This is a genomic window from Actinomycetospora sp. C-140 (assembly GCF_054796175.1).
This window is the reverse complement of the sequence record NZ_JBTWNF010000004.1, coordinates 172,085-198,356: the sequence shown is the minus strand read 5'-3', so window position 1 is coordinate 198,356 and position 26,272 is coordinate 172,085. Positions and strand designations below refer to the sequence as shown.

General features: G+C 75.4%; 28 protein-coding genes. 20 read left to right on the top strand and 8 right to left on the bottom strand.

Translation table 11 applies throughout. From position 1 onward, the window contains the following. Positions 1-2 precede the first annotated feature (2 nt). Positions 3-476 (top strand): hypothetical protein, encoded by a 474-nt coding sequence (locus tag ACR9E3_RS08850; protein WP_460379863.1) that lies wholly within the window; start codon positions 3-5, stop codon positions 474-476. A gap of 28 nt (positions 477-504) precedes the next feature. Here the strand turns inward: ACR9E3_RS08850 and ACR9E3_RS08845 are convergent, their stop codons facing one another. The 3 genes from ACR9E3_RS08845 to ACR9E3_RS08835 all read right to left on the bottom strand — a co-directional run bounded on the left by ACR9E3_RS08845 (position 505) and on the right by ACR9E3_RS08835 (position 2,920). After that, positions 505-1,047, bottom strand: coding sequence for a DUF6790 family protein (locus ACR9E3_RS08845; protein WP_460379862.1), 543 nt, complete (start codon positions 1,045-1,047; stop codon positions 505-507). A gap of 86 nt (positions 1,048-1,133) precedes the next feature. Continuing rightward, entirely contained in the window at positions 1,134-2,108 is a 975-nt protein-coding gene (locus ACR9E3_RS08840; protein WP_460379861.1) for a GlxA family transcriptional regulator, read from the bottom strand. Between the two features lie 14 nt (positions 2,109-2,122). Beyond that, complete coding sequence (locus ACR9E3_RS08835; protein WP_460379860.1) at positions 2,123-2,920, bottom strand: Fpg/Nei family DNA glycosylase; 798 nt, start codon at positions 2,918-2,920, stop codon at positions 2,123-2,125. Between the two features lie 152 nt (positions 2,921-3,072). On the opposite strand from ACR9E3_RS08835, the gene ACR9E3_RS08830 reads away from it, so the two are divergent. After that, entirely contained in the window at positions 3,073-3,900 is an 828-nt protein-coding gene (locus ACR9E3_RS08830; protein WP_460379859.1) for an isocitrate lyase/PEP mutase family protein, read from the top strand. Next, positions 3,897-4,508 (top strand): alpha-ketoglutarate-dependent dioxygenase AlkB, encoded by a 612-nt coding sequence (locus ACR9E3_RS08825; RefSeq protein WP_460379858.1) that lies wholly within the window; start codon positions 3,897-3,899, stop codon positions 4,506-4,508. Before ACR9E3_RS08830 ends, ACR9E3_RS08825 begins: the two co-directional genes overlap by 4 nt. A 183-nt stretch (positions 4,509-4,691) precedes the next feature. Here ACR9E3_RS08825 and ACR9E3_RS08820 read toward each other — a convergent pair whose 3' ends face one another. Then, positions 4,692-5,219, bottom strand: a complete 528-nt coding sequence (locus ACR9E3_RS08820; protein WP_460379857.1) for a hypothetical protein — start codon at positions 5,217-5,219, stop codon at positions 4,692-4,694. 208 nt (positions 5,220-5,427) lie between these two features. On the opposite strand from ACR9E3_RS08820, the gene ACR9E3_RS08815 reads away from it, so the two are divergent. The 6 genes from ACR9E3_RS08815 (at position 5,428) to ACR9E3_RS08790 (ending at position 10,465) form a co-directional block, all read left to right on the top strand. After that, entirely contained in the window at positions 5,428-6,345 is a 918-nt protein-coding gene (locus ACR9E3_RS08815; RefSeq protein WP_460379856.1) for a DUF559 domain-containing protein, read from the top strand. Between the two features lie 108 nt (positions 6,346-6,453). Continuing rightward, the gene (locus ACR9E3_RS08810; RefSeq protein WP_460379855.1) at positions 6,454-7,683 is read left to right on the top strand and encodes an FAD-dependent monooxygenase; all 1,230 of its coding nucleotides are present in this window, start codon (positions 6,454-6,456) and stop codon (positions 7,681-7,683) included. Positions 7,684-7,783: 100 nt separating this feature from the next. After that, positions 7,784-8,485 carry a winged helix-turn-helix domain-containing protein gene (locus tag ACR9E3_RS08805; RefSeq protein WP_460379854.1) on the top strand — a complete coding sequence of 234 codons (702 nt, stop codon included), beginning with the start codon at positions 7,784-7,786 and terminating at the stop codon, positions 8,483-8,485. Continuing rightward, positions 8,482-9,867, top strand: a complete 1,386-nt coding sequence (locus ACR9E3_RS08800) for a HAMP domain-containing sensor histidine kinase (protein WP_460379853.1) — start codon at positions 8,482-8,484, stop codon at positions 9,865-9,867. Before ACR9E3_RS08805 ends, ACR9E3_RS08800 begins: the two co-directional genes overlap by 4 nt. Further along, a complete protein-coding gene (locus tag ACR9E3_RS08795) occupies positions 9,864-10,025 on the top strand; it encodes a hypothetical protein (protein ID WP_460379852.1) in 162 nt (53 codons plus the stop codon). The genes ACR9E3_RS08800 and ACR9E3_RS08795 overlap by 4 nt, the downstream gene beginning before the upstream one ends. Before the next feature lie 83 nt (positions 10,026-10,108). Next, entirely contained in the window at positions 10,109-10,465 is a 357-nt protein-coding gene (locus ACR9E3_RS08790) for a hypothetical protein (RefSeq protein ID WP_460379851.1), read from the top strand. A gap of 19 nt (positions 10,466-10,484) precedes the next feature. Here the strand turns inward: ACR9E3_RS08790 and ACR9E3_RS08785 are convergent, their stop codons facing one another. Then, a complete protein-coding gene (locus ACR9E3_RS08785; RefSeq protein WP_460379850.1) occupies positions 10,485-10,925 on the bottom strand; it encodes an MmpS family transport accessory protein in 441 nt (146 codons plus the stop codon). Further along, positions 10,922-11,119, bottom strand: coding sequence for a hypothetical protein (locus tag ACR9E3_RS08780; protein ID WP_460379849.1), 198 nt, complete (start codon positions 11,117-11,119; stop codon positions 10,922-10,924). Before ACR9E3_RS08780 ends, ACR9E3_RS08785 begins: the two co-directional genes overlap by 4 nt. A 159-nt stretch (positions 11,120-11,278) precedes the next feature. On the opposite strand from ACR9E3_RS08780, the gene ACR9E3_RS08775 reads away from it, so the two are divergent. The 11 genes from ACR9E3_RS08775 (at position 11,279) to ACR9E3_RS08725 (ending at position 23,970) form a co-directional block, all read left to right on the top strand. Continuing rightward, positions 11,279-11,758 (top strand): MarR family winged helix-turn-helix transcriptional regulator, encoded by a 480-nt coding sequence (locus tag ACR9E3_RS08775; RefSeq protein ID WP_460379848.1) that lies wholly within the window; start codon positions 11,279-11,281, stop codon positions 11,756-11,758. After that, entirely contained in the window at positions 11,755-13,146 is a 1,392-nt protein-coding gene (locus ACR9E3_RS08770; RefSeq protein WP_460379847.1) for a chloride channel protein, read from the top strand. Before ACR9E3_RS08775 ends, ACR9E3_RS08770 begins: the two co-directional genes overlap by 4 nt. Positions 13,147-13,176: 30 nt before the next feature. After that, positions 13,177-16,269, top strand: coding sequence for an AAA family ATPase (locus ACR9E3_RS08765; RefSeq protein ID WP_460379846.1), 3,093 nt, complete (start codon positions 13,177-13,179; stop codon positions 16,267-16,269). Positions 16,270-16,360: 91 nt separating this feature from the next. Continuing rightward, positions 16,361-17,047 carry a nuclear transport factor 2-like protein gene (locus ACR9E3_RS08760; RefSeq protein WP_460379845.1) on the top strand — a complete coding sequence of 229 codons (687 nt, stop codon included), beginning with the start codon at positions 16,361-16,363 and terminating at the stop codon, positions 17,045-17,047. A gap of 58 nt (positions 17,048-17,105) precedes the next feature. Continuing rightward, positions 17,106-17,849, top strand: coding sequence for a PIG-L deacetylase family protein (locus ACR9E3_RS08755; RefSeq protein WP_460379844.1), 744 nt, complete (start codon positions 17,106-17,108; stop codon positions 17,847-17,849). Between the two features lie 55 nt (positions 17,850-17,904). Then, the gene (locus ACR9E3_RS08750; protein WP_460379843.1) at positions 17,905-19,083 is read left to right on the top strand and encodes an NAD(P)/FAD-dependent oxidoreductase; all 1,179 of its coding nucleotides are present in this window, start codon (positions 17,905-17,907) and stop codon (positions 19,081-19,083) included. A 43-nt stretch (positions 19,084-19,126) separates the two neighbouring features. Next, a complete protein-coding gene (locus ACR9E3_RS08745; protein ID WP_460379842.1) occupies positions 19,127-19,789 on the top strand; it encodes a helix-turn-helix domain-containing protein in 663 nt (220 codons plus the stop codon). A gap of 47 nt (positions 19,790-19,836) precedes the next feature. Further along, a complete protein-coding gene (locus ACR9E3_RS08740) occupies positions 19,837-21,780 on the top strand; it encodes an acetoacetate--CoA ligase (RefSeq protein WP_460379841.1) in 1,944 nt (647 codons plus the stop codon). Positions 21,781-21,784: 4 nt separating this feature from the next. After that, positions 21,785-22,039, top strand: coding sequence for a hypothetical protein (locus ACR9E3_RS08735; protein ID WP_460379840.1), 255 nt, complete (start codon positions 21,785-21,787; stop codon positions 22,037-22,039). 24 nt (positions 22,040-22,063) lie between these two features. After that, positions 22,064-23,200: a cobalamin-independent methionine synthase II family protein gene (locus tag ACR9E3_RS08730; RefSeq protein WP_460379839.1), complete on the top strand. Its 1,137-nt coding sequence runs from the start codon at positions 22,064-22,066 to the stop codon at positions 23,198-23,200. A gap of 26 nt (positions 23,201-23,226) precedes the next feature. Then, complete coding sequence (locus tag ACR9E3_RS08725; RefSeq protein ID WP_460379838.1) at positions 23,227-23,970, top strand: alpha/beta hydrolase family protein; 744 nt, start codon at positions 23,227-23,229, stop codon at positions 23,968-23,970. A gap of 249 nt (positions 23,971-24,219) precedes the next feature. On the opposite strand, the gene ACR9E3_RS08720 is transcribed toward ACR9E3_RS08725, so the two are convergent. Both ACR9E3_RS08720 and ACR9E3_RS08715 read right to left on the bottom strand, forming a co-directional pair. Beyond that, positions 24,220-25,137: a catalase family peroxidase gene (locus tag ACR9E3_RS08720; RefSeq protein ID WP_460379837.1), complete on the bottom strand. Its 918-nt coding sequence runs from the start codon at positions 25,135-25,137 to the stop codon at positions 24,220-24,222. Positions 25,138-25,244: 107 nt separating this feature from the next. Next, a complete protein-coding gene (locus tag ACR9E3_RS08715; protein WP_460379836.1) occupies positions 25,245-26,189 on the bottom strand; it encodes an NADP-dependent oxidoreductase in 945 nt (314 codons plus the stop codon). Between the last annotated feature and the right edge of the window lie 83 nt (positions 26,190-26,272).

The following is a 26,272-nucleotide window of genomic DNA, read 5'->3' as shown; positions in this document are numbered from 1 at the left end:
CCATGTCCGACGACCCGCTCCGGCAGGCGTTCGACGCCCTGCTCGACGCCGCCGCCACGGTGGACGGCACGTCCGCTCCCCCGCCGGACGGCGAGTGGAACGCCGACGAGATCCTCGCCCACGTCGCGCTCGTGACGGGAGCGACCCTCGGCACCGTCGCGGCGGTGACCGCGGGCAGCCACACCACCTACGACAACCGGCTGGCCCTCGACCCGTGGACCATCGGGCACCTCGTCGCGCTCTGCGGCAGCGGCCCGGGGCTGCGGGAGCGCATCCGGCGCCAGGGGGACGCGCTGTGCCTGCTCGGTGCGGGCACCCTGACCGACGCGGAGCTCGCCACCGGTGTCCCGACGCGCCTGCTGTCGCACGGGGAGCTCCTCGTGGACCGGACGATGACGCTCGCGGACATCCTCGAGGGGCTCGTCGCCGTCGAGCTCCCCGGACACACCCGGCAGCTGCTGGCGCTGCGGCCGTGACGGTCGAGCCCGACGGGACGACGACGCCTCAGACCCGGACCGCGGCGGGCACGGCGACGTCGGCGGCGGTGAGGGCGCGGTCGGTGAAGAAGCCGGCGCGGCGGGCGAGGCCGACCAGCACGAAGGCCAGGACGGGCAGCAGGAAGTCGGCCGGCAGCGCCGCGATGTTGTCGGGCGCGGTGTTGCCGTGGGCCACCAGCGACATGATGTGACCGATGCCGTCACCGACGAAGTAGACGAACAGGATGGTCAGCGTCGCGGTGGCCCAGCTGCCGCGGAAGCGCCGCATCGCCACGGCGACCATGGCCACCCCGACCGCGATGTCGGCCCAGCCCACCTCCCACTGGAACATCGAGGGCGCGTAGCCGATCTGGGCGGCGATGTCCGACGAGGTCGGGCCGGCGTGGAAGACGCCGCCGAAGATGTTGAAGGCGCCCATGACGACGATGAGCCAGAGTGCGGCGAGCTCGGCGACCCGACCGCCGGTGCGGCGGTGGGCGGAGCGGTCGAGGACGGCGTGCAGGCCGAAGCCGACGATCACGACGGCCCACTGGAAGGCGAAGAATCCCACGAGAGTGCTCCTGGACGAGGAGGGCAGCGAACGGACGTTCCCCTCATCGGCCCAGCGCATCACCCTGTCAGCCGAAGATCCGGACTTCACCCCATCGTGTCGGCGCGGGCGCGGAACGTCTCCCGGTAGGCCGACGGCGTGGTGCCCAGCCCGTCCGTGAACCGCTTCCGCAGCGCGGAGGCCGACGGGAAGCCCGCGGCCCGGACGACCTCCTGCACCGTCATGTCCGTGGTCTCGAGCAGGCGCCGGGCCCGGTCCAGCCGGGCGCGCAGCAGCCACTGCTTGGGGCTGGTCCCCACCTCGTCGTGGAAGCGGCGCAGCAGGCTGCGCTCGGAGATCGCGGCGTGCGCGGCGAGGTCGGCCAGGTCGAGCGGACGGTCGAGGTGGCGCAGCGCCCAGGCGCACGTGGCGGCGATGCTCGTGGCCGACGTGTCGGGCAGCGCGGTGTCGATGAACTGGGCCTGGGCGCCGTCGCGGTGCGGGGCCACCACGTTCCAGCGCGCCAGCTCGGCCGCCACCGCGGCGCCGTGGTCGGCGCGGACCACGTGCAGCCCGAGGTCGATCCCGCTGGCCAGGCCGGCCGAGGTCAGGACGTCCCCGGTGTCGACGTAGAGCTGGTCGGAGACCACGCAGACCTCCGGGAACTGCGCGGCGAGCCGGTCGACGACGGACCAGTGGGTCGTCGCCCGACGGCCGTCGAGCAGCCCGGCGTGGGCGAGCGCGAACGCGCCGACGCAGATCGACAGCACCCGGGCCCCGCGCTCGGCGGCCTGGCGCAGCGCCGCGAGGACCTCCTCGGCGGGCTGCGTGTCCCATGCGTGCGCGTAGCCGGGCACGGCGACGGTGTCGGCGACCTCGAGCGCCTCGAGTCCCTCGTGCACCCAGAGGTCGAAGCCGTCGCCGGTCGCGACGCGGCCCGCGCCGGGACCGCAGACCGAGAACGTGTAGGGCGTGGCTCCGGCGTCCTCGAGGGAGGGCGCGTGGCCGAACAGCTGCACGAGGCTGCTCAGGTCGAAGGTGAACACCCCGGGCAGGGCCAGGGCGACGACGCGGTGCGACACGCGTCGAGCCTGCCTCACCCCTGGTGGAAGGGGCACCAGAACGTGGTCCGGCCCCCGACCGTGGCCCGCCGCAGCTCGCTGCCGTCGCCGGGGCAGCGGCCTCCGGGGTGCCGGTGGGGCACGAGCGTCAGGGTGTGGACACCGCCGTCGCGCAGCGCCTCGGCGATCGTCGCGAGCACCTGGTCGTGCAGCCCGGCGCGCTCGTCGGCCGCGACCGTGTCGACGGCCCGGGCCGGGTCCAGCGCGGCCCGCCAGAGGATCTCGTCGGCGAGCAGGTTGCCGACGCCGGCCACGGCGTGCTGGTCGAGCAGGCGCGCCTTGACCGGTGCACGGCCCCGGCCCAGCGCGACCTCGAACGCCGCCGCACCGACCGTGGCGGCATCCGGGCCCAGGTCGTCCACCGGCGGGTCGAGACGGACCCGGCCGAGCCGACGGGGATCGATGAGGTGCAGGACTCCGCCGTCGGCGAAGGTCACGGAGAACCGCGAGAACCGGAAGTCGCCGGGCTGCCGCCCGAACTCCCAGTGGTCACCCCCGTCGATCTCCCGCCCGTCGGGCGCCGCGATCACGAGCTTGCCCGACATCCCGAGGTGGACACCGAGGACCGGCCCGCCCGCGGTGTCGCACCAGAGCGCCTTCCCGCGCCGGTGCGCCGTCGTGAGCTCGGTCCCGACGAGCGCGCGGCCGATCTCGCCCGGAGCGTGCGGGCGGCAGACGTACCCGTCGGCGTCGTCGACGGCGTCGACGCGCCGGCCCAGGGCCGCGCGCTCGAGGACGCGGCGGGCCGACTCGACCTCGGGCAGTTCGGGCATCGTGACGTCTTCCTAGACCTGCCGCCCGCCCGTCGCCGAGGCCGTGGCGGGAAAACGCGCAGGATCGGCGGTTCGCCACCTCGTCGCCGACCCCGACACGGGACGACACTCGGGACCGGCACTCCATCCCGGACCGAGAGGAACGCGAGACGATGGTCGACCGGACGGCCAGGGCCGCCGCCTTCCGCGCACTGCACGACGACGGGACGTTCGTGCTGCCCAACGCCTGGGACGCCGGGAGCGCGGGGATGATCGCCGCCGCCGGCGCCCCGGCGGTCGCCACGACGAGCGCCGGGGTCTCGTGGTCCCTGGGCCGCTCGGACGGCCAGCAGCTGGGCCGCGACGAGATGGTCGCCGCCGTCGCCCGGATCGCGGCCTCCGTCGACCTGCCCGTCAGCGCCGACATCGAGGGCGGCTACGGCGCGGATCCGGAGGCGGTCGCGACGACGGTCCGCGCCGTGATCGGGGCCGGCGCGGTCGGGATCAACCTCGAGGACTCGCAGGCCCCGGGCGGCCCCCTCGTCGACCCGGCGAGCCAGGCCGCCCGGATCCGCGCCGCCCGGCAGGCGGCCATCGAGGCGGGCCTGCCGGACCTGGTCGTCAACGCGCGGACCGACGTGTTCCTGTTCAGGATCGGCGAGCCCGGCGGGCGTCTCGACGACGTGCTCGCCCGGGCGGCCGCCTACACCGACGCGGGCGCGGACTGCCTCTTCGTCCCCGGTCTGCTGGACCTGGACGTCCTGACCACGCTGACGGGCAAGGCCCCGCTGCCGATCAACGTCATGGTGGGACCCGGCGCGCCCGACGTCGCGACGCTGCGGGCCACCGGGGTCCGGCGGATCAGCCTGGGCCAGGCCGTCTCCCAGGCCGCGTACTCCCTGGCCCGCCGCGCGGCGGTCGAGGTCCTGACCCGCGGCACCTACGAGACGCTCGCCGGCGCCGACGACTTCGGCGCGGTCGACGGGACGTTCGCGCGGTGACCGGCCTCGCGCGTCAGGGCGACCTCTTCGACGACGTCGAGCCGACTGTCGACCACGATTTCGGCACCGCCGAGCGCCTCGAACTGGACGAGACGTCCTGGGTGGAGCACGTCCACGGCTGGCTGCGGGGCGGTTCGCGTCTCTTCGACGACGTCCTGGACGCCGCCGGGTTCGAGCAGCGGTCGCGGTGGATGTACGACCAGAAGGTCGTCGAGCCTCGGCTCACCGCGGAGTACCCGGACATCGCCCATGCTCCGCTCCCGATGCTGCACACGATCGTCGACGCGCTGCGCGATCACTACGGGGTACCCTACCGGTCGCTGTGGATCAACCTCTACCGCGACCACCGCGACTCGACGAGCTGGCACGGCGACCCGATCGGCAAGGTCCAGGAGACCAGCGTCGTGCCCGTCCTGAGCCTGGGCGCCACCCGCCGCTTCCTGATCAGGCCCGCGGCGGGCGGCCGGAGCACGTCGCTGACGGTCGTCTCGGGCGACCTGGTCGTCATGGGCGGACGCGCCCAGCGCGACTGGCGCCACGCGGTGCCCAAGCAGTCCACGCCGGCCGGGCCGCGGATCAGCATCAACGTCGCGCCCGAGTACCGATGAGCACGGCACCGAGGCCTGGTCGGGGTCATCGGGGGACGTCTGACCCCGGTGCTGACCGACACGAGAGCTGTCGTGGCTGAGAGTTGTGGGCGGCTCCCGATGGCGCTGTTGCGCACGTCCGGACGGACAGCCCGGAACTCCGAGACCCACGTCGCGGGCGGCTTCCGCCGGTGAGTCGCGCCGTCACGCGTGCTGCATGACCGCCAGCTCGCGGGCCAGGCGGCGGGGCAGCCGGCCCACGACGTCGTGGCCCAACTCGCCCGGCCGCGGCAACGTGTCCAGGAAGCCCGTCGCGATCACCGCCCGCATGGTCGCGTCGCCCTGACGGAACGCCTCCGCCAGCGCCACGACGACCCGGTCGGCGACGGCGCGCGAGCCCACCACCGGCCCCGTGGTCGCCGCGACGTACCAGCGCGCGGCGTCGGCCAGCAGCACGGTGGGCAGGACCTCCCCGAACCGGGCGACGTGCTCGCGCACCAGCTCGGCCGTCGGCGCCCCGGCACCGCTCAGGGCGCGGGCCAGCACCTCGGCGACCCGCGGGTCCGGGCGGTCGTCGGCCGCCACCCGGCGGTCGAGCGCGTCGAGCAGCCGTTCGAGCTCGAAGCTCGCCAGCCGGTCCCTCGGCGTGGTGTGCAGGCGGGACCGCAGGGCGCGCACGTGGTCGTCGACGTGCGGGCGCGTGCTGTGCCGGCGCCCTCGGAGCCAGAGCATCCCGATCCCTCCCTCCCGGCTCGCCGTGGCCCCGACACCATGGCGCGCGCGGCCCCGGGAGGGCATCCGGGTTTCACGACCGGCGAACGCCCGAGATCACGGTCCTGGTGACGATCCCGGTCAGATGTGACGGCGTTCGTCACCGAGACCCCGATCATGTCGCGGAGCCCGATGGATCCGCGGAGCCCACGGCTGCGTCGAACCCGGTGTGAGCACATCGTCCGACGCCGCCGTCCGCCGTCTCGCCCGTGCCCAGCACGGTGTCCTGAGCCTCGCCCAGGCCCGGGAGGCCGGGTTGAGCGAGGCCACCGTCCGCCGCCGCCTGGCCACCCGCGCATGGCTGCCGGCCGGCGTGCGCGTCGTCCAGGTCGCCGAGCACGAGCAGACCGCGGAGTCGAGGACGGTCGCGGCGATGCTGTCGGTCGGCGACGGCGCGGTGCTGGTCGGACGCTCGGCGGTCTGGTGGTGGGACCTGCACGAACGGCCCCCGGCACTGGTGGAGATCGCGCTGGGGCGGGATCGTCAGGTCCGCCCGCGCGAGGGCGTCGACCTGCACCGCCGCGACGTCGCCGCGGTCGACCGGTGCCGGCACCGCCGCCTGGCGGTCACCACGCGGGCGTGCTCGGTGCTCGACGCGGCGAAGTCCCTGGGGCTCGCCGACGGCGCGCAGCTGATGGACCGGGCGCTGCTGCGCCGCCGGGTGCGCCTCCGCGATCTCCAGGCGGTCCACTACCGCACCATCGGGCGGGTCGGGGCGCCGCTGGCGGCGAAGCTGCTCGCCCTGGCCGCGGGTGGGGCGCGGTCGGAGGCGGAGCGGCTCTCGCACCGTCTGATGCGCGCCGGCGGCATCCAGGGCTGGAGCGCGAACACCGAGATCCTGCTGCCCGGCTATGGCCGCGCCGTGGGCGACGTGGTGTTCGACGCGCAGAAGGTGGTCGTGGAGGTCGACGGGTGGGCCTACCACCGGGGCCAGCGGGCGTTCCTGCTCGACGGGCCGCGGCAGTCCGCGCTCGCCGCGGCGGGCTGGGCCGTGCTGCGCACCCACTGGCACCAGCTGACCTGCGAGCCCGACACGTTCCTGGCGACCCTGCGCCGCACCCTCGCCGTGCGATCACCGTCCCGGTGACGACCCCGCTCACATCCGAGTGGGTTCGTCACCGGGTCGGCGATCATGCCGCCCGCCCGGGCATCATCTCCCCCGGTTCCTCGCGACACGGCGCTACAGTCCCTGGTCATGGCGCCGTCCGCGCTCGACGTCCTGGTCTCCGGGGCCAGCGTGGCCGGGCCCGTCACGGCGTACTGGCTGCGGCGCGCCGGGCACCGGGTCACGCTCGTGGAGCGCTCACCCCGGTCCCGGACCAGCGGCGGACACGCGGTCGACCTCTTCAGCCCCGCCATCGACGTGGTCGAGCGGATGGGCGTGCTCGACGCGGTCCGCGACCACGCCACCGGGACCGAGCGGATGACGATCCGGCGGGAGTCGGCGCGCCGGGAGGTCACCGTCGACATGCGCCGCCTCATGGGCGCGGTCGCCCGCCGGCACGTCGAGATCATGCGCGACGACCTCAGCCGCATCCTGTGCGCGGCCTGCGACGACGTCGAATGGATCTTCGACGACAGCGTCACCGCCGTCGCCGACGACGGCCGCGTCACGTTCGAACGCTCCGCGCCGCGACGCTTCGACGTCGTCGTCGGCGCGGACGGCCTGCACTCCGGGGTCCGCCGGCTCGTGTTCGGCCCCGAGTCCGGGTACACGCGCTGGCTCGGCGGCCACATCGCGGTCGCCGTGATCCCCGCCGACCGCCGGGTCCCGGGCCACATGACCACGGTGCTCGGGGTCCGGCGGATGGTCGGGGTCTACGGCGCGCGGCACACCGACGACGCCCGCGCGTTCTTCCTGTTCCGTCCCGACGCCGAGCTGCGCTACGACCACCACGACGTCCCACGGCAGAAGCAGCTGCTGCGCGACGCGTTCGGCGACGTCGGCGGCGAGGTCCCCGGGCTGCTCGACGAGGTCGACCGCAGCCCGACCTTCTACTTCGACGCGATCACCCAGCTGGTCCTGGACCGCTGGACCCGCGGCCGGGTGGCGCTGGTCGGCGACGCCGCCTACTGCCCCGGCCCCGCCGTCGGCGGGAGCACCAGCCTCGCCGTGGTCGGCGCCCACACCCTCGCCGGCGAGCTCGCGCAGGCCGCGGGCGACACGGCCGTCGCCTTCCCCGCCTACGAGGACGCGATGCGCGAGTACGTGGTCCGCAGCCGCACCTTCGCGCAGGCGATGGCGACCCGACTCGTCCCGGGCTCGCGCCTCGGTGGGTGGGCCCTGGCCACCGGCGCCGCCACCGTCGCCCGGCTCCCCACCGCCCTGGGTCGCCGGCTCGTCAGCCTGGGCAGCGGCGACCTCGGGCTGCACGAGTCGGTCGTGCTGCGCGACTACCCCGCCCTGCGCGCGACGGCGACCTGACGATCCGCTGACGACCACCCGGGGGCATGCCGGCGAGCGGAGCCGGGGACCGCCGGGCCGGGTAGCGTCGACCGCCGCCCGACCGGCGGGAGGACCTGCGATGGCGACGCGCGTGCTGCTCGTCGAGGACGACGAGCGCATCCGCCAGGCGCTCGGTCTCGCGCTGGCCGACGAGGGCTACGACGTCGTCGAGACGGCCACCGGCGAGGAGGCGCTCGACGTGGTCGACCCCGACCTCGACGTCGTGCTCCTCGACCTCGTGCTGCCCGGCGTCGACGGCATCGAGGTCTGCTCGACGCTGCGCTCGCGGGGCGACCTGCCGATCATCATCGCGACCGCCCGCACCGACACCGCCGACGTCATCGCCGGGCTCGAGGCGGGTGCCGACGACTACGTGACCAAGCCGCTGGTGGCCGGTGAGCTCTCCGCGCGCATCCGGGCGCTGCTGCGACGGCGCCGGCCGACCGCGTCGCCCGACGCCGACGACGGAGCCCCCGGCCCCCCGGAGGTACGCCTCGGCGAGCTGACGATCCACCCCGGCCGGCAGGCGGTGGAGCGCCACGGCGTCCCGGTACACCTCACGCACACCGAGTTCCGCCTGCTCTCCGAGCTGGTGTCCGCCGACGGGGATGTCGTGACCCGCGAGCAGCTCCTCCAGCGCGTGTGGGGCTACGACTACTTCGGCGACACCCGCCTGCTCGACGTCCACGTGCGCCGGCTCCGCCGCAAGATCGAACCCGACCCCGACGCGCCGACGCTGGTCCTGACCGTCCGCGGCTCGGGCTACCGCGCCGCCCGGTGAGGACGGCGCTGATCCGCCGCTGGCGCGCGGTGTCGCTGCGCTGGCGGGTGGCGCTCGCGTTCGGGCTCGTCACCACCGCGCTGGCGGGCCTCCTGTCCGTCGCGACCTGGCAGCTCGCGTCGAGCTACATGCTCGAGCAGCGGGAACGCGGGGCGACCAGCCAGGCGGTCGTCGACGCCCGGCTCGTCGCGGACAGCCTGCAGCGGGGGTCCGACGACCTCCCCACCCTGCTCGTCGGCCTGACCGGCGAGCCCGGGACGTCGGTGCTCCTCGAACGCGGCGGCGCGTGGACCATGGCCGGGCAACCGGTGGACGCCGACCAGGTACCGGCCGCGTTGCTCGGCTCGGCCGCCGCCGGGACCCCGGCCCGGCAACGCCTGCGGATCGCGGGGGCACCGGTCCTGGCCGTGGCGATCGCGGTGACCCCGACCGGCGACCTCTTCGTGCGGCTCGCACCGCTCACCGAGCTGGACCGGACCCTGCGCTACGTCTCCGCCGTGCTCGTCGCCGGCACCGTGCTCGCCGGGCTGCTCGGGGTGCTGCTGGGCTGGGGGACGGCACGGCGGGCGCTGCGTCCTCTCACCGACCTCACCGACGCGGCGGCACGGATGGCCGAGGGCGACCTGCGCGCCCGGCTCCCGACGCGCCACGAGGCGGACCTCGCCCCGCTCGCCGCGCGGTTCAACGACACCGCGGACGCCCTCGCCGAGCGCGTCCAGCGCGACGCCCGCTTCGCCGGCGACGTGAGCCACGAGCTCCGGACGCCGCTGACCACCATGATCAATGCGGGCGAGGTGCTCCGGCGCCGGCGCGACGAGCTGCCCGAGGCGGCGCGGCGTGCGGTGGATCTGCTCGTCGCCGATGTCCGCCGGTTCCATCGCATGGTGGAGGACCTCCTGGAGATCTCCCGCGGTATCCAGGCCCCGGACCGGCACGATCTGGAGCCCGTGGACCTCGCGGTCGTCGCCGAGAACGTGCCTGCCACCCTCACGTCGGGCGGCGTCCTCGAGATCGAGCGCCCCGCCCCGCTGGTGTCGGCCGACCGGCGGCGACTGGACCGGGTCCTGGCGAACCTGTGCGAGAACGCCGGACACCACGGCGGCGGGGTCGTGCGCCTGGGGGTCCGGCGCCGTGACGGGTGGGCCGCGATCGAGGTCGACGACGAAGGGCCCGGGGTCCCGGAGGAGCTGCGCGACCGCGTCTTCGAGCGCTTCACCCGCGGCCCCAGGACGGGGCGGGACGGGGCGGACTCCGGCGGCACCGGACTGGGGCTCGCGCTCGTCGCCCAGCACATCCACGGCCTCGGCGGGCGCGTCTGGGTCGAGGACCGGCCGGGCGGCGGCGCCCGTTTCGTCGTCGCGCTGCGCGAGGTGACCCCGTGACGCGGGCCGCTGTCGGCGTGCTGGTGGTCCTGCTCGCCACCCTGGCCGGCTGCGGCGTCGACGCCGAGAGCGATCCGGAGCCGTTGCCGCCGACCACGCCGGTGGTCCTGACGCCCTCGGTGACCCAGGAGCCGGCACCGCCGCCGACCGTCAGGTGACCGCAAGCCGCGATGCCTTTCGACAGGCGCCGATCGGGCGTTGTGTGGGGGACGGCGACCGCGACGACGGGAGGGACGCCTCGGTGGACGAACCCGATTTCGTCGATCTCTCCGGTGTGGTCTGCCCGGACACCGGTGTGACGGCGCGCGAGGCCGCCGTCAGCGCGATCATCGCCCGGGACCACCTCGGGGCGGAGGCGAGCACCACGGCCTCCGCGGACACCACCGCCCGGCGGCTCGCGATGATCGAGGACGTGCGCGTCCTCACCGGTGTGCTCGCGCTGGAGCTCGGGGACGGCGGCAGCACGGACAGCGGGTTCGACCCGGCGCGTCAGGCGCGTCTCGTCCACGAGGCGACGATGCGCTCGGACTCGTTCGCGCTCTGCGCGGCGCTCACCCTGGTCGGGCTGGACGCCGCCGCCGAGCGGGGCTCCGGGTAGGTCAGCCGATCGCGAGCTCTCACTCCCCGGGGACACGGCCGACGCACGAGGCCACGGTGTACGGGAGCGACGAGGTCTGCTCGGCGACCACGCGCCCGTCGACCGTGATCCGGCACGTGATCTGCCCGGCGCCCTCGGACGACGACTGCGCGGTGAGCGTGTAGGTCGCCGGGCCGCGGGCCGGCGTCGCCGTCCGGCGCCACGGCAGGCCCACGCCGTTCTCGCGCGCGACGCCGCCGACCGGCCCGGAGGTGACCAGCACCCGCGCCGCGTCCCCGCTCAGCTCGTAGACGACCCCCGAGGGCGATCCCGAGGGCGCGGACCGCGTCACGGTCGTCGCCGCCGGCGCGCCGGACCCAGCGAGCGCGAGCCCGCCGCCGATCGCGAAGCCGACCACGACGGCCGCCACCGCCCACGGCCACCGGCGCCGGTCCCCCCACGCACGACGGTGATCCGTCACCGCCCGCACCCGCGTCGGGGACCTCGACGGCGGCCCCACGTCCGACCCGCCTGCTCGTCGGACCCGAACGCCACCGAGCCGGGCCGATAGCCCGCGGGCACCCCGCTCGCCGTGCCGAACGGCACCGGCGGCTCGAAGGCCGGGTCCGCCGCCGCCTCGGTCTCGCTCCCCGACGGCCCGTCGTGGTCCTGCATGGTGAACGTCCTCCGATCGTCGACCACAGCTCCACCAGGACCAACCCGTCGGCGCCCCGGGGAGATGCCGGTCGCCGCCTGACGACTGCCTGACGATCACCTCGCGGACGTGACGCATCCCCCGTTGCGACGATCGTTGCCCAGAGCAATCATTGCCCTGTGCAATCCACGGAGGAGCCGGGCGACGAGCTCGTCGACGCGGTGATGACGGCGAGCCGGGCGCTGCTCGCCGTGGTCGTCCGCTCGCTGGCGGCCGTCGACGAGGACGTGACGCTGCCGCAGTACCGGGCGCTGGTGGTGCTGGCCCAGCGGGGCCGGATGCGCCCGGCCGAGCTCGCCGCCGCGCTGGCGGTCACGCCACCGACGGGCACGCGGATGTGCGGGCGGCTCGAGACCAAGGGTCTGGTGGTCCGCGAGCGCCCGGCCGACGACCGCCGGGCCGTCGACGTGTCGCTCTCGCCGGCCGGCCGCGACCTCGTCGACGACGTCAGCCGCCGGCGCCGCGACGAGCTGCGGACCCTGCTGGCGGACGTGCCGCCCGCGCGCCGGTCCGCGGTGGTCGAGGGCCTGCGCTCCCTCGCCGACGCCGCCGGCGAGGTGCCCGAACCGGAGTGGGCCCTCGGCCGGGTGACGCCGTGATCCGCCCGTGGCGCCGGGTGGCGCCCGCCGGGCGCCACCTGCACCGGTGGCTGACCGACAGCAGGCCCGGCCTGGTCGGGCTGGCCCTGATCATCGGGTTGGGCGCCGGCCTCGGCGCCGTGGTGTTCCGCTACCTGATCATCGGGATCACCTGGCTGGTGACCGGGCGTGAGGACTACTCCGACGCCGGCCGCGTCGCCAGCACCCACCTCCCGGCCCTCGGGCCGTGGTTCCTCCTGCTCGCCCCCGTCGTCGGCGGTCTGGTCTACGGCCCGCTGGTCTCCCGCTTCGCCCCCGAGGCCCGCGGGCACGGCGTGCCCGAGGTGATGCTCGCCGTCGCCGAACGCGGCGGCCGCATCCCCGCGAAGGTGGCCGGCGTGAAGGCGCTCGCCTCGGGGATCTGCATCGGCACCGGCGGATCGGTGGGGCGCGAGGGACCGATCGTCCAGATCGGCTCGGCGCTCGGCTCGTCGATCGGCCAGGCGCTGCGCGTCCCCGCGGGCCGGCTCACGCTCATGGTCGCGTGCGGCGCGGCCGGCGGGATCTCGGCGACCTTCAACGCGCCGATGGCCGGCGTCGTGTTCGGTCTGGAGATCATCCTGCGGGCCTTCGCCGCCCAGAGCTTCGGCGTGCTGGTGATCTCGTCGGTCACCGCGAACGTCGTCGCCCGGCTGCTGGTCGGCGACGACACGATCCTGCACCTCCCCCACTACACCCTGGGGTCCAGCGCGGAGCTGCCGCTCTACGCCGTGCTGGGCCTGCTCGCCGGGCTGCTCGGCTGGGGCTTCGCCCGGGTGCTGTACGCGATCGAGGACGCCTGCGACGCCGTCTGGCGCGGGCCCGAGTGGCTGCGCCCGGCCGTCGGCGGCGTCGTGCTCGGCGGGGTGCTGCTGGCGCTGCCCCAGCTCTACGGCGTCGGCTACCCCGTGCTCGAGGACGGCCTGGCCGGCCAGTACGCGGTCGGGTTCCTGCTGCTGCTCGTCGTCGGCAAGATGCTCGCGACCAGCCTGACGATCGGCATCGGCGGCTCCGGCGGGGTGTTCGCCCCGTCGCTGTTCATCGGCGGGCTCGCCGGCACCGCGTTCGGGTCGCTGGCCGCCGCGGTGTTCCCGGGCCTGCACCTCGCCCCCGGCGCCTTCGGCCTCGTCGGCATGGCCGCCGTGTTCGCCGGCGCGGCGCACGCGCCGATCACCGCTGTGCTCATCGTGTTCGAGCTGACCGGCGACTACTCGGTGATCCTGCCGCTCATGATCGCCGTCGTGCTCGCGACCGGCCTGAGCCACCTCGTCTCGCCCCGCACCATCTACACGCTGAAGCTCCTGCGCCGCGGCATCGACATCGACCGCGACGCCGAGGTCGACAGGACCCCGACGGCGCACCACGCTTGACGCCGGGACCGGCGGAGCACGGGAGGCGTCATGATCGACGCGCCCTCGGGGTCGACGATGATCGGCCGAGACGACGTGCTCGGTGTCGTCCTCGCCGCCGCCCGTGACGCCGGCGCGGGGACGTCGCGGCTGCTGCTGGTGACCGGCGAGCCCGGGATGGGCAAGACGCGCCTGCTCCGCGAGGTGGCCGCCCGCTGCCGGGACCGGGGGATGGCCACCGTCCACGCGACCTGCTGGAGCGGCGACGGTGTCCCGGCGTTCTGGCCCTGGACCCAGGTCGTGCGCGCCTGCGGCCGTGAGCTCGCCGACCTGCGCGGCGGCGCCGTTCCCGGAAACGATCACGCGCGGTTCGCGCTGTTCGAGGCCCTCGCGGCGGCGATCTCGGCCGAGGCCCGCCACCGACCGCTCCTGATCGCCGTCGACGACCTGCACTGGGCCGACCTCGGCTCGGTCCGTGCCCTGGCTTTCGTGGCCGCGCACGTGGCCGCCGATCCCGTGCTGCTGGTGGCCGCGTACCGCGACGCCGAGCTGGACCCCGAGGCCGTGCCGCTCCTCGACCGCGGTGAGCTGATCGCGCTGCGCGGCCTGGGCTCCGGCGAGGTCGCCGCGCTGATGGCGTCGACGACCGGCACGGCCCCCAACGAGCGGACCGCCCGCACCGTCACGCGGCGGACCGGAGGGAACCCGCTCTTCGTCCGCGAGCTCGCGGCCCTGTCGTCGTCGGGGACCAGCCTGGGCGTCACCGTTCCCGGCGGCATCCGGGCCGTCCTGACCCGGCGGCTGAGCCGGCTCAGCGCCCCGTGCCGCGAGCTGCTGGGCGTCGCCGCCGTCGTGGGCGTCGAGTTCGACCTCGATGTGGTCGCCACCGCCGGCGGGACGTCGTGGGCGGGTGCCGCCGCCCTGCTCGAGGAAGCGGCGGCGGCCGGACTCGCCGCACCGGTGACGCCGCCGTCGACCTGGGCCTTCGTGCACGCCCTGGTCCGCGACACGCTCGACGCCGGGCTCTCGGCAGGGATCCGGGCCGAGACCCATCGTGCGGTCGCCGGTGCCCTCCGCCCCGACGCCGACGTCGCCGTCGTCGCCGACCACCTGGCCCTCGCCGTGCCGGTGGTCGAGCCGGAGGTCGCGGCCGCCGCGGTCGAGGCGGCCGGACGCCGGGCCGCGTCGGCCCTGGCGTTCGAGGACGCGGCGGCCGCGTTCGCGCGCGCCGCCGGTCTGCGGCCGGCGGGGTCGGCGGAACACGTCGAGACCCTGCTGGCGCTCGGTGCGGCGCGCGCGGCGCTGCGTGGCGCCGACGACGCCCGGACCGCGTTCTCCGCCGCGGCGCAGGGCGCCCGCGGCCTGCGCCGCGGCGACCTCCTCGCCCGGGCCGCCCTCGGCGACGCCGCCGGCCTCGGCGGCTTCGAGGTCCGCCTGCTCGACCCCGCACAGCTCGACCTCCTCGACGAGGCACTCGCCGCGCTGCCGGCCGGCGACTCGACCCTGCGGGTGGCGCTGCTCGCCCGTCTCTCGGTGGCGGTCACCTACACCGCCGCGCCGGGCCGGCAGGCCGCCCTGGCCGAGGAGTCGCTGGCGATGGCCCGGCGACTCGGGGACGACGCGGCGCTTGTGCAAGGGCTGGTGGCCTGGGCCGACGCCCACGCAGGCCCCGACCACACGGAGTCGCGGCTCGCCGCGGCGTCGGAGATCGTCGACCTCGCGGCCGCGTCCGGCGACGTCGCCGGCGAGCTGCTGGGGCGCCGCCTGCGGGTGGTCGCGGTCGCCGAGCTCGGGGACACCGGCGCGCTCGACGCCGAGGTCGCCGCGTACTCCCGGCTCGCCGAGCCCACCCGCCAACCGATCTACACCTGGTACCCGGCCCTCTGGGCGGGATCGCGGGCGTTGCGCGAGGGCCGCCTCGCCGAGGCCCTCGACCACGCCGACGAGGCCGCCGCCGAGGGCGACCGTGTCGGGAGCCGCAACGCCCGCATGCTCGCGGAGGTCCTGCGGCTCAACGCGCTGACCGACTCCGGGCGGCTCGACGACCTGGCGGCCCGCTACCGCACGATGCTCGCGGACCTCCCGGAGGCGGGGTGGGGCGACGGGAGCCCCGTGACGAAGGTGTACCTCGCTCGCGTCGACCCGGAGGGCGCCGGCCCGGCGGCCCTGGCCGACCTGCCGCGCGCACTCGAGACCCTGCCGCGGGACTCCGAGTGGCTCCCCCTGCTGTGCACGGCCGCCGAGGTGCTCCACGACGCGCCGGACCCGGACGTCGCGGCGCGCGTCCACGAGCTCCTCGCGCCGTACCGCGACCGGTGCGGCGTGGAGGGGATCAACGCCGCCTGGCTGGGCTCGGTCCGGCGCCACCTCGGCATGGTGGCGGCCGTGCTCGGTCGCGGCGCCGACGCCGAGGCCCACCTGGCGGAGGCCCTCGAGCGCAACACCCGCGCCGGGGCCGCCCTCCCGGTGGCGCACACCCACCGGGTCCTGGCCGAGGTGCGCGCCCGCGCGGGTCTGCCGGGCGCCGCTGCCTCCGCCGCCACGGCACGGGAGCTCTACGGGCGCCTGGACCTCCCGCTCCTCGCCGCCCACTGCGCGGCGATCGGCGACGGCGGCCGGGACGCCGGCGCCGACGGCGTCCTGCGTCGCGACGGCCAGACGTGGACCGTGGGCGAGGCCGGCGAGCGGGTGACGCTGCGCCACGTGAAGGGCCTGACGGACCTCGCGCGGCTGGTGGCCGCACCGGACCGCGAGTTCCACGCGCTCGACCTCGTCGGGGGCGAGCGGCCGCCCGCGGCCGAGCTCCCCGGCACCGGCGACACCCTCGACGAGACCGCACGGCAGGCCTACCGCCGCCGCATCGCCGCTCTGGACGAGCGCATCGAGGACGGCGACCCCGCCGCCGAGCGCGAGCGCGACCACCTCGTCGCCGAGCTCTCGCGCGCCTACGGGCTCGGGGGCCGCGCGCGACCCGCCGGCCGCTCGGCCGAGCGGGCCCGCACCGCGGTGACCTGGCGGATCCGCGACGCGATCACGCGGATCGAGGCCGTCGCCCCGGGGCTCGGCAAGCACCTGCGCAGCTCGGTGCGCACCGGCACCTACTGCGTCTACGCCCCCGAGCAGCCCCGCCGCTGGCTGCTGTGAGGCCGCCACCGCACATCGTGCGGGGCTCCCTCACGCCTCCAGGGGTGGGACGAGGCCACGAGGGCCTCGACCGTCCCGAGGGAGAGCAGCCATGACCTTCGTCCAGATCATCGACGTCACCACCGACGACCCGGAGGCCCTGCGGGCCGCCGACGCCCGCTGGCTCACCGCGACGCGGGGACGGAACACCCTGCGCCGCGAGGCGATCTACGCCGACCACCACACGCCGAACCGCTACCTCGCGATCTGCGAGTTCGACGACCACGACAGCGCCATGGCGAACTCGGCGCTCCCCGAGACCGACGCGGTCGCCGCCGAGATCGCGGCCCTCGCGACCGGAGGTGTCGGGTTCACCGACCTGGACCTGCTCGACGTGCCGCTCGACCACCGCGGCGACGTCGCGCAGGGCTTCCTCGCGGCGGTCCGGACCGGCCGGCTCGACCGCTCCTGGTACGCCGACGACGTCGCGGTGGAGCTCAACGTGCCGTTCGGCCTGGTCCGCAGCCACGGCACGGACGAGCTCGCCCGGCTGCTGCGCGACGCCTTCCCGTACGGCGGCGAGGTGGTCGCCGAGCGGGCCGTCCCCACCGAGACCGGCGTCGTCGTCGAGTTCGCGGCGCGCACCGTCACCGGTCCCGACCGGCCCGAGAGCACCTACTCGCGGAACCTCGTGTGGCTCGAGCTGACGGCCGGACGCATCCGCGCCCTGACGATCTACTGCAGCGGCGACTGGGACGCGGCCACGCAGGCCGAGCAGCTCGCGGTCGCCGAGGCGTGATCCGGGACGGGGTCACCGGAGGGCGCGGCGGGCCGGGGCTGATCTAGGCTCCGGCCCCGTGCCCGGCCCCGTCGACGTCCGCTCCGACGTCACCCGCGCCCTGGTCGTGGTCGCGCACCCCGACGACGTCGACTTCGGCGCCGCCGGCACCGTCGCCTCCTGGACCGCCGCGGGCACCGCGGTGTCGTACTGCCTGGTGACCTCGGGCGACGCCGGCGGGTTCGACGACACGCCCCGCGACCGGATGGCCGCTCTGCGCGAGGAGGAGCAGCGCGCCGCGGCCGCGGAGCTCGGCGTCACGGACCTGACCTTCCTCCGCTACGCCGACGGCGAGGTGACCCCGAGCCTGGCGCTGCGCCGCGACATCAGCCGCGTCGTGCGGCGGGTCCGCCCGCAGCGGGTGCTCACGCAGTCCCCGGAGTACTTCTGGGAGCGCCTCGGCGTCTCCCACCCCGACCACCGGGCCACGGGCGAGGCCACCCTCGCCGCGGTCTACCCGGACGCCCGCAACCCGTTCGCGCACCCCGAGCTGCTCGCCGACGAGGGCCTCGAGGCCTGGACCGTGCCCGAGACGTGGGTGGCCGGCTGCCCGCCCGAGCGGGTGAACCACGCCGTCGACGTCGGCCCGACGCTGGCCGCGAAGCTCGCGGCCCTGCGCGCGCACCGCTCGCAGACCGCCCACCGCGACGACCTCGAATCCCTGGTCAGCGGCCTGCTCGCCCGCAACGCCGCGCGGTACCCCGACGTCGTCCCGGCCGGGGCGCAGTACGTCGAGGCCTTCCAGGTCGTCGACACGTCCTGAGTTTCTCCTCGGTATGCCTTAGTCTCTCTTGGAGATACCGTTCCGGGAGGCCAGGTTGCCCGCAGCAGTGATCGTCGGCGGCGGCCTCGAGGGCTGCGCCACCGCCTGGGCGCTCGCCGAGCGCGGCGTCACCGACGTCGTCATCGTCGAGCGGTCCACCGTCGGCTCCGGGGGCACCGGCAAGTCGTCCGGCGTGGTCCGGTGCCACTACGGCGTCTCGTCGCTCGCCGCGATGGCGACCCGGGCCCTCGACGTCTTCGAGAACGCGTGCGAGGTCCTCGGCGACGACGTCGGCTTCCACCAGACCGGCTACGTCGTCGGCGTCGGCGAGCAGAACGTGGGCGCGCTGCACGCCTCGATGGCCGACCAGCGCGCGGTCGGGGTGCGCACCGAGGACATCGACGCGAGCGAGGTCGCGAAGCTCTGGCCGGCGGCCGACCTGAGCCCGTTCGCCGCCTTCGCGTGGGAGGCCCGGGGCGGCTACGGCGACGCGTACCAGACCGCGCAGGCCTTCGCCGCCGCCGCACGCCGGGCCGGGGTGCGCCTGCGCCAGGGCACCACCGTCACCGACATCCTCAGCGCCGGCGACGCCGTGACCGGGGTGCGGCTGGCCGACGGCTCGGAGATCCACACCGACCGCGTCGTGCTCGCCGCGGGCCCCTGGTCGGTGCCACTGCTCGCCGCGCACGGGATCCACCTGCCGATCACCGTGCACCGCGAGCAGATCGTGCTCATCGACCCCGGGGAGGACCTCGGCCCGGTCCCGGTGTTCTCCGACCTGGTGTCCCTGCAGTACGTCCGCCCGGAGAGCGGCAAGGAGATCCTCTTCGGCAACTCGGACCTCGCCGAGCTCGAGCCCGCCGACCCGGACCGCTACTCGAACCAGGCCACCCACACGTTCCTCGACGTCGCGGTGGAGAAGGTGGGCACGCGTTTCCCGGGGCTGGAGAACGCCGCGATCGCGTCGACCTACGCCGGGTGCTACGACGTGACGCCCGACTTCAACCCCGCGGTCTCGGAGACCGACGTCGAGGGCCTCGTCGTCGCGGCCGGGTTCTCCGGGCACGGGTTCAAGATCGCCCCGTCGGTCGGGCGGCTCGTCGCCGACCTCGTCGTGGACGGCAAGAGCAGCGACGACGACATCCCCGAGTCGGACTTCCGGCTCTCGCGCTTCGCCGAGGGCGAGCTGCTGCGCAGCCCGCACCCCTACGTCGGGGCCGGCCAGATGCGGTGACGGCATACTCCTGCGGGCACGGGTGTCGACGCGAGGAGTCCCGATGAGCCAGGAGGACCCACCGGGCACCGACGTCGCCGACGTCGCCGACCGCGGCCCCGCGGCGCGGGAGGTCGAGCGCCCGGCCTCGCAGGAGGGCAGGCTCGAGCGGGCGATCGGCGCGGAGGTCCACCGGCGGCGCCGAGCCTCGGGCGCCACGCTGGCCGAGATGGCGGTGCGCACCGGGATCTCCAAGCCGATGCTCTCGAAGATCGAGCACGCGCAGATCTCCTGCAGCCTCACGACGCTGGCGCGTCTCGCGGACGCCCTCGACATCCCGGTGACCGCCTTCTTCCGGGGCGCCGACGTCGAGCGCGAGGCGGTCTACACCGGGTCCGGGGCCGGGGCGCGCATCGTCGCCCGGGGCACCCGCGTCGGGCACGACTACACCCTGCTCGGCGGGCTGCGCGGCCAGCACAACCGCATGGAGGCGCACCTCGTGACGCTCACCGAGCGCAGCGAGGTGTTCCCCCTCTTCCAGCACCCCGGCACCGAGCTGCTCTACATGCTCGAGGGGCACATGGTCTACGGCCACGGCGGCGCGAGCTACGACATGCGGCCGGGCGACGCGCTCCAGCTCGACGGCGAGGGCGTCCACGGGCCGACCGAGCTGGTCGAGCTCCCGATCCGCTTCCTCTCGGTGGTCGCGCACCCCGACTCGGGCTGATCGGACCGGTCTCGCGGGGAGACGCCGGTCACGGCACGATCGGGGGCATGGACGCTCCCGAGGCACCGGCCCTGATGCGCCCGGCGGGTCCGATCGAGGGCACCGGCCTCGAGGCCTACCTCGCCCACCTGTCGTCGACCCGCGGGCTGACGTTCGACGACTACTGGGGCCTCTTCGGCTGGTCGGTGGCCGAGCCCGAGGCGTTCTGGGGATCGATCTGGGACCACTTCGGGGTGCCGGGGACCTACGAGCGGGTGCTCGGGTCGTCGGCGATGCCGGGCGCGCGATGGTTCCCCGGCGCCCGCGTGAACTACGCCGCCCACATGATGGGCACCGACGAGGACACCGACCGCACGGCGCTCATCGCCCGCTCGCAGACGCGCGGGCCGCGGGAGCTCACGTACGGCGAGCTGCGTGACCAGGTCGCCCGGGCCCGCGCGGGGCTGCAGCGCCTCGGGGTGACCGAGGGCGACCGCGTCGTCGGCTACCTGCCCCACGTGCCGGAGACGCTCGTGGTGTTCCTGGCCGCGGCGAGCCTGGGCGCGATCTGGGCGTCGTGCGCACCGGAGTTCGGCGCCCGCAGCGTCGTCGACCGGCTCGGCCAGCTCGAGCCGACGGTGCTGCTGGCCGTCGCGTCGTACCGGTACGGGACCAAGGAGATCGACCAGCGCGAGGAGCTGGCGCGCATCCGCGCCGGCCTCCCGACCGTCGAGCACGTCGTCGGGCTGGACTACGGCCCGCACCCGGTGCCCGACGCGATGACGTGGGACGCGCTGCTGGCCGAGCCCGGACCGCTGGAGTTCGCCGACCTCCCGTTCGACCACCCGCTCTACGTGCTGTTCTCCTCGGGCACCACGGGCCTGCCGAAGGCGATCGTGCACGGCCACGGCGGCATCCTGCTCGAGCACCTGCGGCTGTTCGCCCTGCACTTCGACATCCGCCCCGGCGACCGGACGCTGTGGTTCACCACCACCGGCTGGGCGATGTGGAACATCACGATCTCGGTGCTGCTGCACCGTGGCGTCCTCGTGCTGCTCGACGGGAACCCGCTGTGGCCCGACCTCGAGGCGCAGTGGCAGCTCGCGGCCGAGACCGGCGTCGCACTGCTCGGCGCCAGCCCCGGCTACCTGACGGCGTGCCGCAAGGAGGGCGTCGTCCCGCCGCGGTGGCCGGAGCTGCGCCAGCTGGGCACGACCGGGGCGCCGCTGCCGCCGGAGGCGTTCGACTACGTCTACGCCCACCTCGGGCCGGACGTCGTCCTCAACCCGTTCAGCGGCGGCACCGACGTCTGCAGCGGCTTCGTGGGCGGCGGGCCGTGGCTGCCGGTGTACCGGGGCGAGATGGCCGGGCCCGGGCTCGGGCACGACGTCGCCGCCTTCGACGAGGCCGGCGACCCCGTGATCGAGCAGCTCGGGGAGCTCGTCGTGCGCGCACCGATGCCCTCGATGCCGGTCGGGTTCTGGAACGACCCCGACGGCGAGCGCTATCGCGAGGCCTACTTCGACGTCTTCCCGGGCGTGTGGCGCCACGGCGACTGGGTGCGGTTCACCGACCGCGGCAGCTGCGTGATCACCGGGCGCTCCGACGCCACGCTGAACCGCGGCGGGGTGCGGCTGGGCACCGCCGAGTTCTACGACGTCGTCGAGGACATGCCGGAGGTGGCCGACTCGCTGGTCGTGCACCTCGAGGACGACGAGGGCAGCTCGGGCGAGCTGCTGCTGTTCGTCGCCCTCGCCGCCGGGGCCGAGCTGGACGACGACCTGCGGAAGCGGATCGCCGACGGCCTGCGCCGCAACCTGTCCCCGCGGCACGTGCCCGACCTCATCGCCGCGGTCCCGGCGGTGCCGCGCACGCTCACGGGCAAGAAGCTCGAGCGCCCGATCAAGCAGGTGCTGCGCGGACGCCCGGTCGACGAGGTGATCAGCGCCGACGCCGTGAGCGGGGCGGACGCCGTGCCGGCCTTCCGCGACGCCCACCGCAGCCTGCGGTAGCGGCGTGCCCCGACGCCGGCCCGAGCCCGCCGCCGCGGTCGAGGAGTGGACCCGCGAGCCCGCCGAGGTGGCGCCCGAGGACCGGCGCTGCGGCGACCGCGCCTGGTTCTGGCGCCGCTGGAACACCTTCGGCGGGGTCGCCCACTACCCCACGGAGGTGGTCTGCGTCCGCGAGCGGGGGCACCCCGGCCGCCACGCGTCGCGCCCGCGCCGGTCGTGGGTGTGGCACCCGGGATCCTGGCACGCCCTGCGGTGGTGACGGCGGCGGTGACAGGCTGACCTCGTGCAGCGCAGCACCGAGCGGTTCCTGACCACCCACGTCGGGAGCCTCCCCCGGCCCGACGACCTCGTCCGCACCATGTTCGCCCAGGAGGAGGGCGTGCCCGTGGACCGCGCCGCGCTGGCCGAGCGGGTCCGCGCCGCGGTGGCGGAGGTGGTCGGTCACCAGCTCGACGCGGGCATCGACCTGGTCGGTGACGGGGAGATGAGCAAGCCCAGCTACGCCTCCTACCCGAAGTACCGGCTCACCGGCTTCGACGGCGAATCGGTCACCTTCTCCTACCGCGACCTCGACGACTTCCCGGCCATGGCGCAGCGGGTCATGTCCGACCCGGGACGGTCGCGCCGGAAGACGCCGGCCTGCACCGGGCCGATCGCGCCCACCGGCGACGACGCCGTGCACCGCGACGTCGCAAACCTGCTCGCCGCGGGCGGCGATCCGACCGGGCGGTTCCTCACCGCCGCGTCGCCCGGGTTGATCGCGCTGTTCTTCGACGACCGGCACCACGGCTCCTACGAGGACTACCTGCGCGCGATCGCCGACGCGATGCGCCCGGAGTACGAGGCGATCGCCGCCGCCGGGATCGTCGTGCAGCTCGACTGCCCGGACCTCGCGATGGGGCGCCACGTGCGCTACGCCGACCTCACCGACGAGGAGTTCCTCGCCCGGCTGCGCCAGAACCTCGAGGCCATCGACCACGCCACCGCCGGCATCGACCCCGAGCTGCTGCGCCTGCACGTGTGCTGGGGCAACTACGACGGCCCCCACCACCGCGACATCCCGTTCGCCACCATCGTCCGCGACGTCCTGCGCGCCCGCCCCGCCGCGATCGCCTTCGAGGCCGCCAACCCGCGCCACGCCCACGAGTTCACCGTGTTCGACGACGTCGCGGTGCCCGACGGCACGGTCCTGGTCCCGGGCGTGCTGGAGTCCAAGACCAACGTCATCGAGCACCCCGAGCTCGTGGCGCAGCGCATCGCCCGCTACGCCGAGCGCGTGGGCGCGGAGAACGTCGTCGCCGGCACCGACTGCGGGTACGGCACGTGGGTCGGTCAGGCCGCCGTCGATCCCCAGGTCGTGTGGGCCAAGTTCGCCGCGCTCGCCGAGGGCGCCCGCCTCGCGTCCGACCGCTGGTTCTGACGCCCCGGTTCTGCTGCGATGGCGGTGTGGCCCAGCCCGCAGAGCCCGAGGAGACCGCGCCGTTCTTCCACGACGTCGAGCCCGTGACGCGGCTGCGCGAGGACCTGCTCGACGTCCACGTGCGCGCCGACCACGCCGGCCGTCGTCCCGCGGTGATCTTCATCCACGGCGGCCCCGTGCCCGAGACGCACACGCCCCGCCCCCGCGACTCCGCCCTCTTCCGCGGCTACGGGGCGCTCGCCGCCCACGCCGGGCTGGTCGGCGTCACGTTCGACCACCCCCTCCACACCGACGAGCACTACCCCCGGTCGGCCGCGGCGCTCGACGCCGTCGTGGCACGGACCCGCACGCTGGGCCAGGTCGACCCGGACCGGATCGTGCTGTGGTTCTTCTGCGGCGGCAGCCCGCTCGCGGCCGCCTGGCTGCGGGAGCCGCCGTCCTGGCTGCGCGGGATCGCCTGGACCTACCCCGTGCTCGCGCCGCCCCCCGACTGGCCGGGCGACGCGCCCCGGTTCAACGCCGTCGAGGCCGTCGGCGAGCACCCGGCGCTGCCGAAGCTCCTCGTCCGGGTCGGGCACGAGATCCCGTTCATCGCCGGGACCCAGGACGCCTTCGTCGACGCGGCGGACGCCGCCGGCGCCGCGCTCGAGGTCGTCACCATCGAGCACGCGGTCCACGGCTTCGAGGTCCACCCCTACGACGCCGAGGCCCGCGCCGTCGTCGACGGGGCCATCGCCTGGGTCGCGGCGACCGCGCTCGCGCCACGGTGAGCGCGGTTTCGCGCGGAGGGGCGGCGAGGCACCATGGACCGCACGGTCCACCGCAGGCGCCGAACCTCGTCTCCCGAGTAGCCGGAGGGGGCCCGACGTGGACGTGATCCACCTCGACCTGACCGCCACCGAGGACCGTCTGCGCAGGTTGAGGGCGATGTGCGAGGCCAGCACGGCGCGGGCGCACCAGCTCTGTGCCCGTGCGCGGGCCGCGCGGGCGTGCTGCGCGGTCCCGGACGCCGGTCCCGGTCAGCGCGCCGCGGTGCGCCGGCGGACCGACTCGGCGTAGAGCAACGGACGCAGGTGCAGGATCGGGTCGTCGGAGGGTTCGATCCCGTCGGTCACCCGCATCGGGTCGTAGACCAGGACGTCGCCGTCGCGCTCCCGCTCGGTGTCGGGCCCGGTGACCTCGACGACGCCCAGGTCGACCCATTCGCGGTCGGCCGGCCACTCCTGGCTGGAGTCGGTGGTCTGGTCGCCCCCCGCGGCGAGCTGCGCGAGGACACGGTGGCGCACCGGCACCTGCTCGAGCACGCCGGTCATCAGGTAGTCGTTGTCGGCGCCGCCCTGCTGCTCGGCCGGCAGGGCGGCGACGCCGGCCTCGGGCTCGCACCGGAAGCGGACGTGGCGGCCGGACCCGTCGGCGGCCACCAGGCGGTAGGCGACCAGCGAGTTGAACGCCATCGTGCCCCAGGCGAGCGGCGGGTCCCCCAGCGCGGCGATCTTCTCCAGTGCGGCGGCGATGTCCGGGTTCGACGCCAGGAACCGCTCGATGGCCACCGGCCCCGCGCCCTGGGCCCGCATCAGGCCGAGGAAGCCCTCCGGGGTGCCGGCCGGGAAGACCGGCCACGACTGGCAGACCAGGTCGGTCCGTGACCCGTCGGGCAGGTAGAACTTGACGGCCATCCCCCGCGGGTCGTTCTGCGCCGCGTCGGGGCATCGCGGATCGCCCGCGCCGTTGGAGAACCGGACCGTCACGGGCACCGGGTCGCCCTGCATGTGCGCGGCGCGCGTCAGCTCCCGGGCGCGGGGGGTCGCCGTGAACGTGCCGCGCAGCACGACGCCCTTGGTGTGGGTCACCCGGTGGCCCGGCACGGACCCCATCACGATCGACACCGCGTCGATCAGCTCACGCGCGAGATCGGTGTCGTCGTGCACGCCGGTCATGGCATCCCCCGCCCACCGAGGACGTCGTGGTGGTGACGTCGCGTGCACACCGACGCTAGCCGCGCCCCTCTCCCCGGGCCAGGACGCTCGGCGGCCGGACGGACAGGTCAGGCCGCCGGGGCGAGCACGACGACCTTGCCGCGCAGCGTGCCGGCCGTCGCCTCGGCGTGGACCGATGCCAGGTCGGCCAGCGGCACCCGCCGGTCGACGTCGACGCGCAGCTCGCCGCGGTCGACCATGTCCACCAGCCGCGCCAGCAGGTCGGCGTCGGAGCGGACGAAGACGTCGACGGCGCGCACACCACGTGCCTCGTCGGCGGGCGCCGGCGTCCGCGGCACGGTGTTCACGACGACGCCGCCGTCACGGACCCGAGCGACGAGCGCGGCGAGCTGCTCGGGCGTGATCGGGGCGAGGTTGAGCAGGACGTCGACCGGCTCCACCACCGCCGCCGCGACGTCGGTGCGGGTGTGGTCGACGATCTCGTCGGCGCCCTGTTCCCGGAGGCGTTCGCTGCTGCGCGGGCTACCGGTGGCGATGACGTGCGCGCCGAGGTGCTTCGCGAGCTGCACCGCGTAGCCGCCGACGGCACCGCTCGCGCCGTTGATCAGGACTCGCCGGCCGGCCACCACCTTCGCGTCGTCGACCAGCGCCTGCCACGCGGTGAGCCCCACCATCGGGAGCGCGGCGGCGTCGGCCAGCGGGACGGTGCGCGGCGCCGCGGCCAGGACCTCGGCCGGCGCGACGACGTACTCCGCGGCCGCGCCGTCGGCCACCATCGGCAGGAAGCCGATCACCTCGTCGCCGACCCGGAGGCCGGTCACGCCGTCGCCGACGGCGTCGACCGTCCCGCTGACCTCGATCCCCGGGATGTGCGGCAGGCCCACCGGGAACGGTTCCTGCAGGTAGCCGCCGCGGATGCCGTCGTCCACCAGGTTGAACGCCGAGGCGGCGACGCGGAGCCGGACCTGGCCTGCGCCGGGGACCGGCTTGTCCACGTCCTCGTACCGCAGGACCTCGGGACCGCCGTAGGAGTGGAACCGCACTGCCTTCATCGGGGGAGCCTCGCTTCGTCGCAGCGTGTGCTTCGAAGTCGAAGCACCTCGCGGACGACGCTAACCTCGCTTCGAATTCGAAG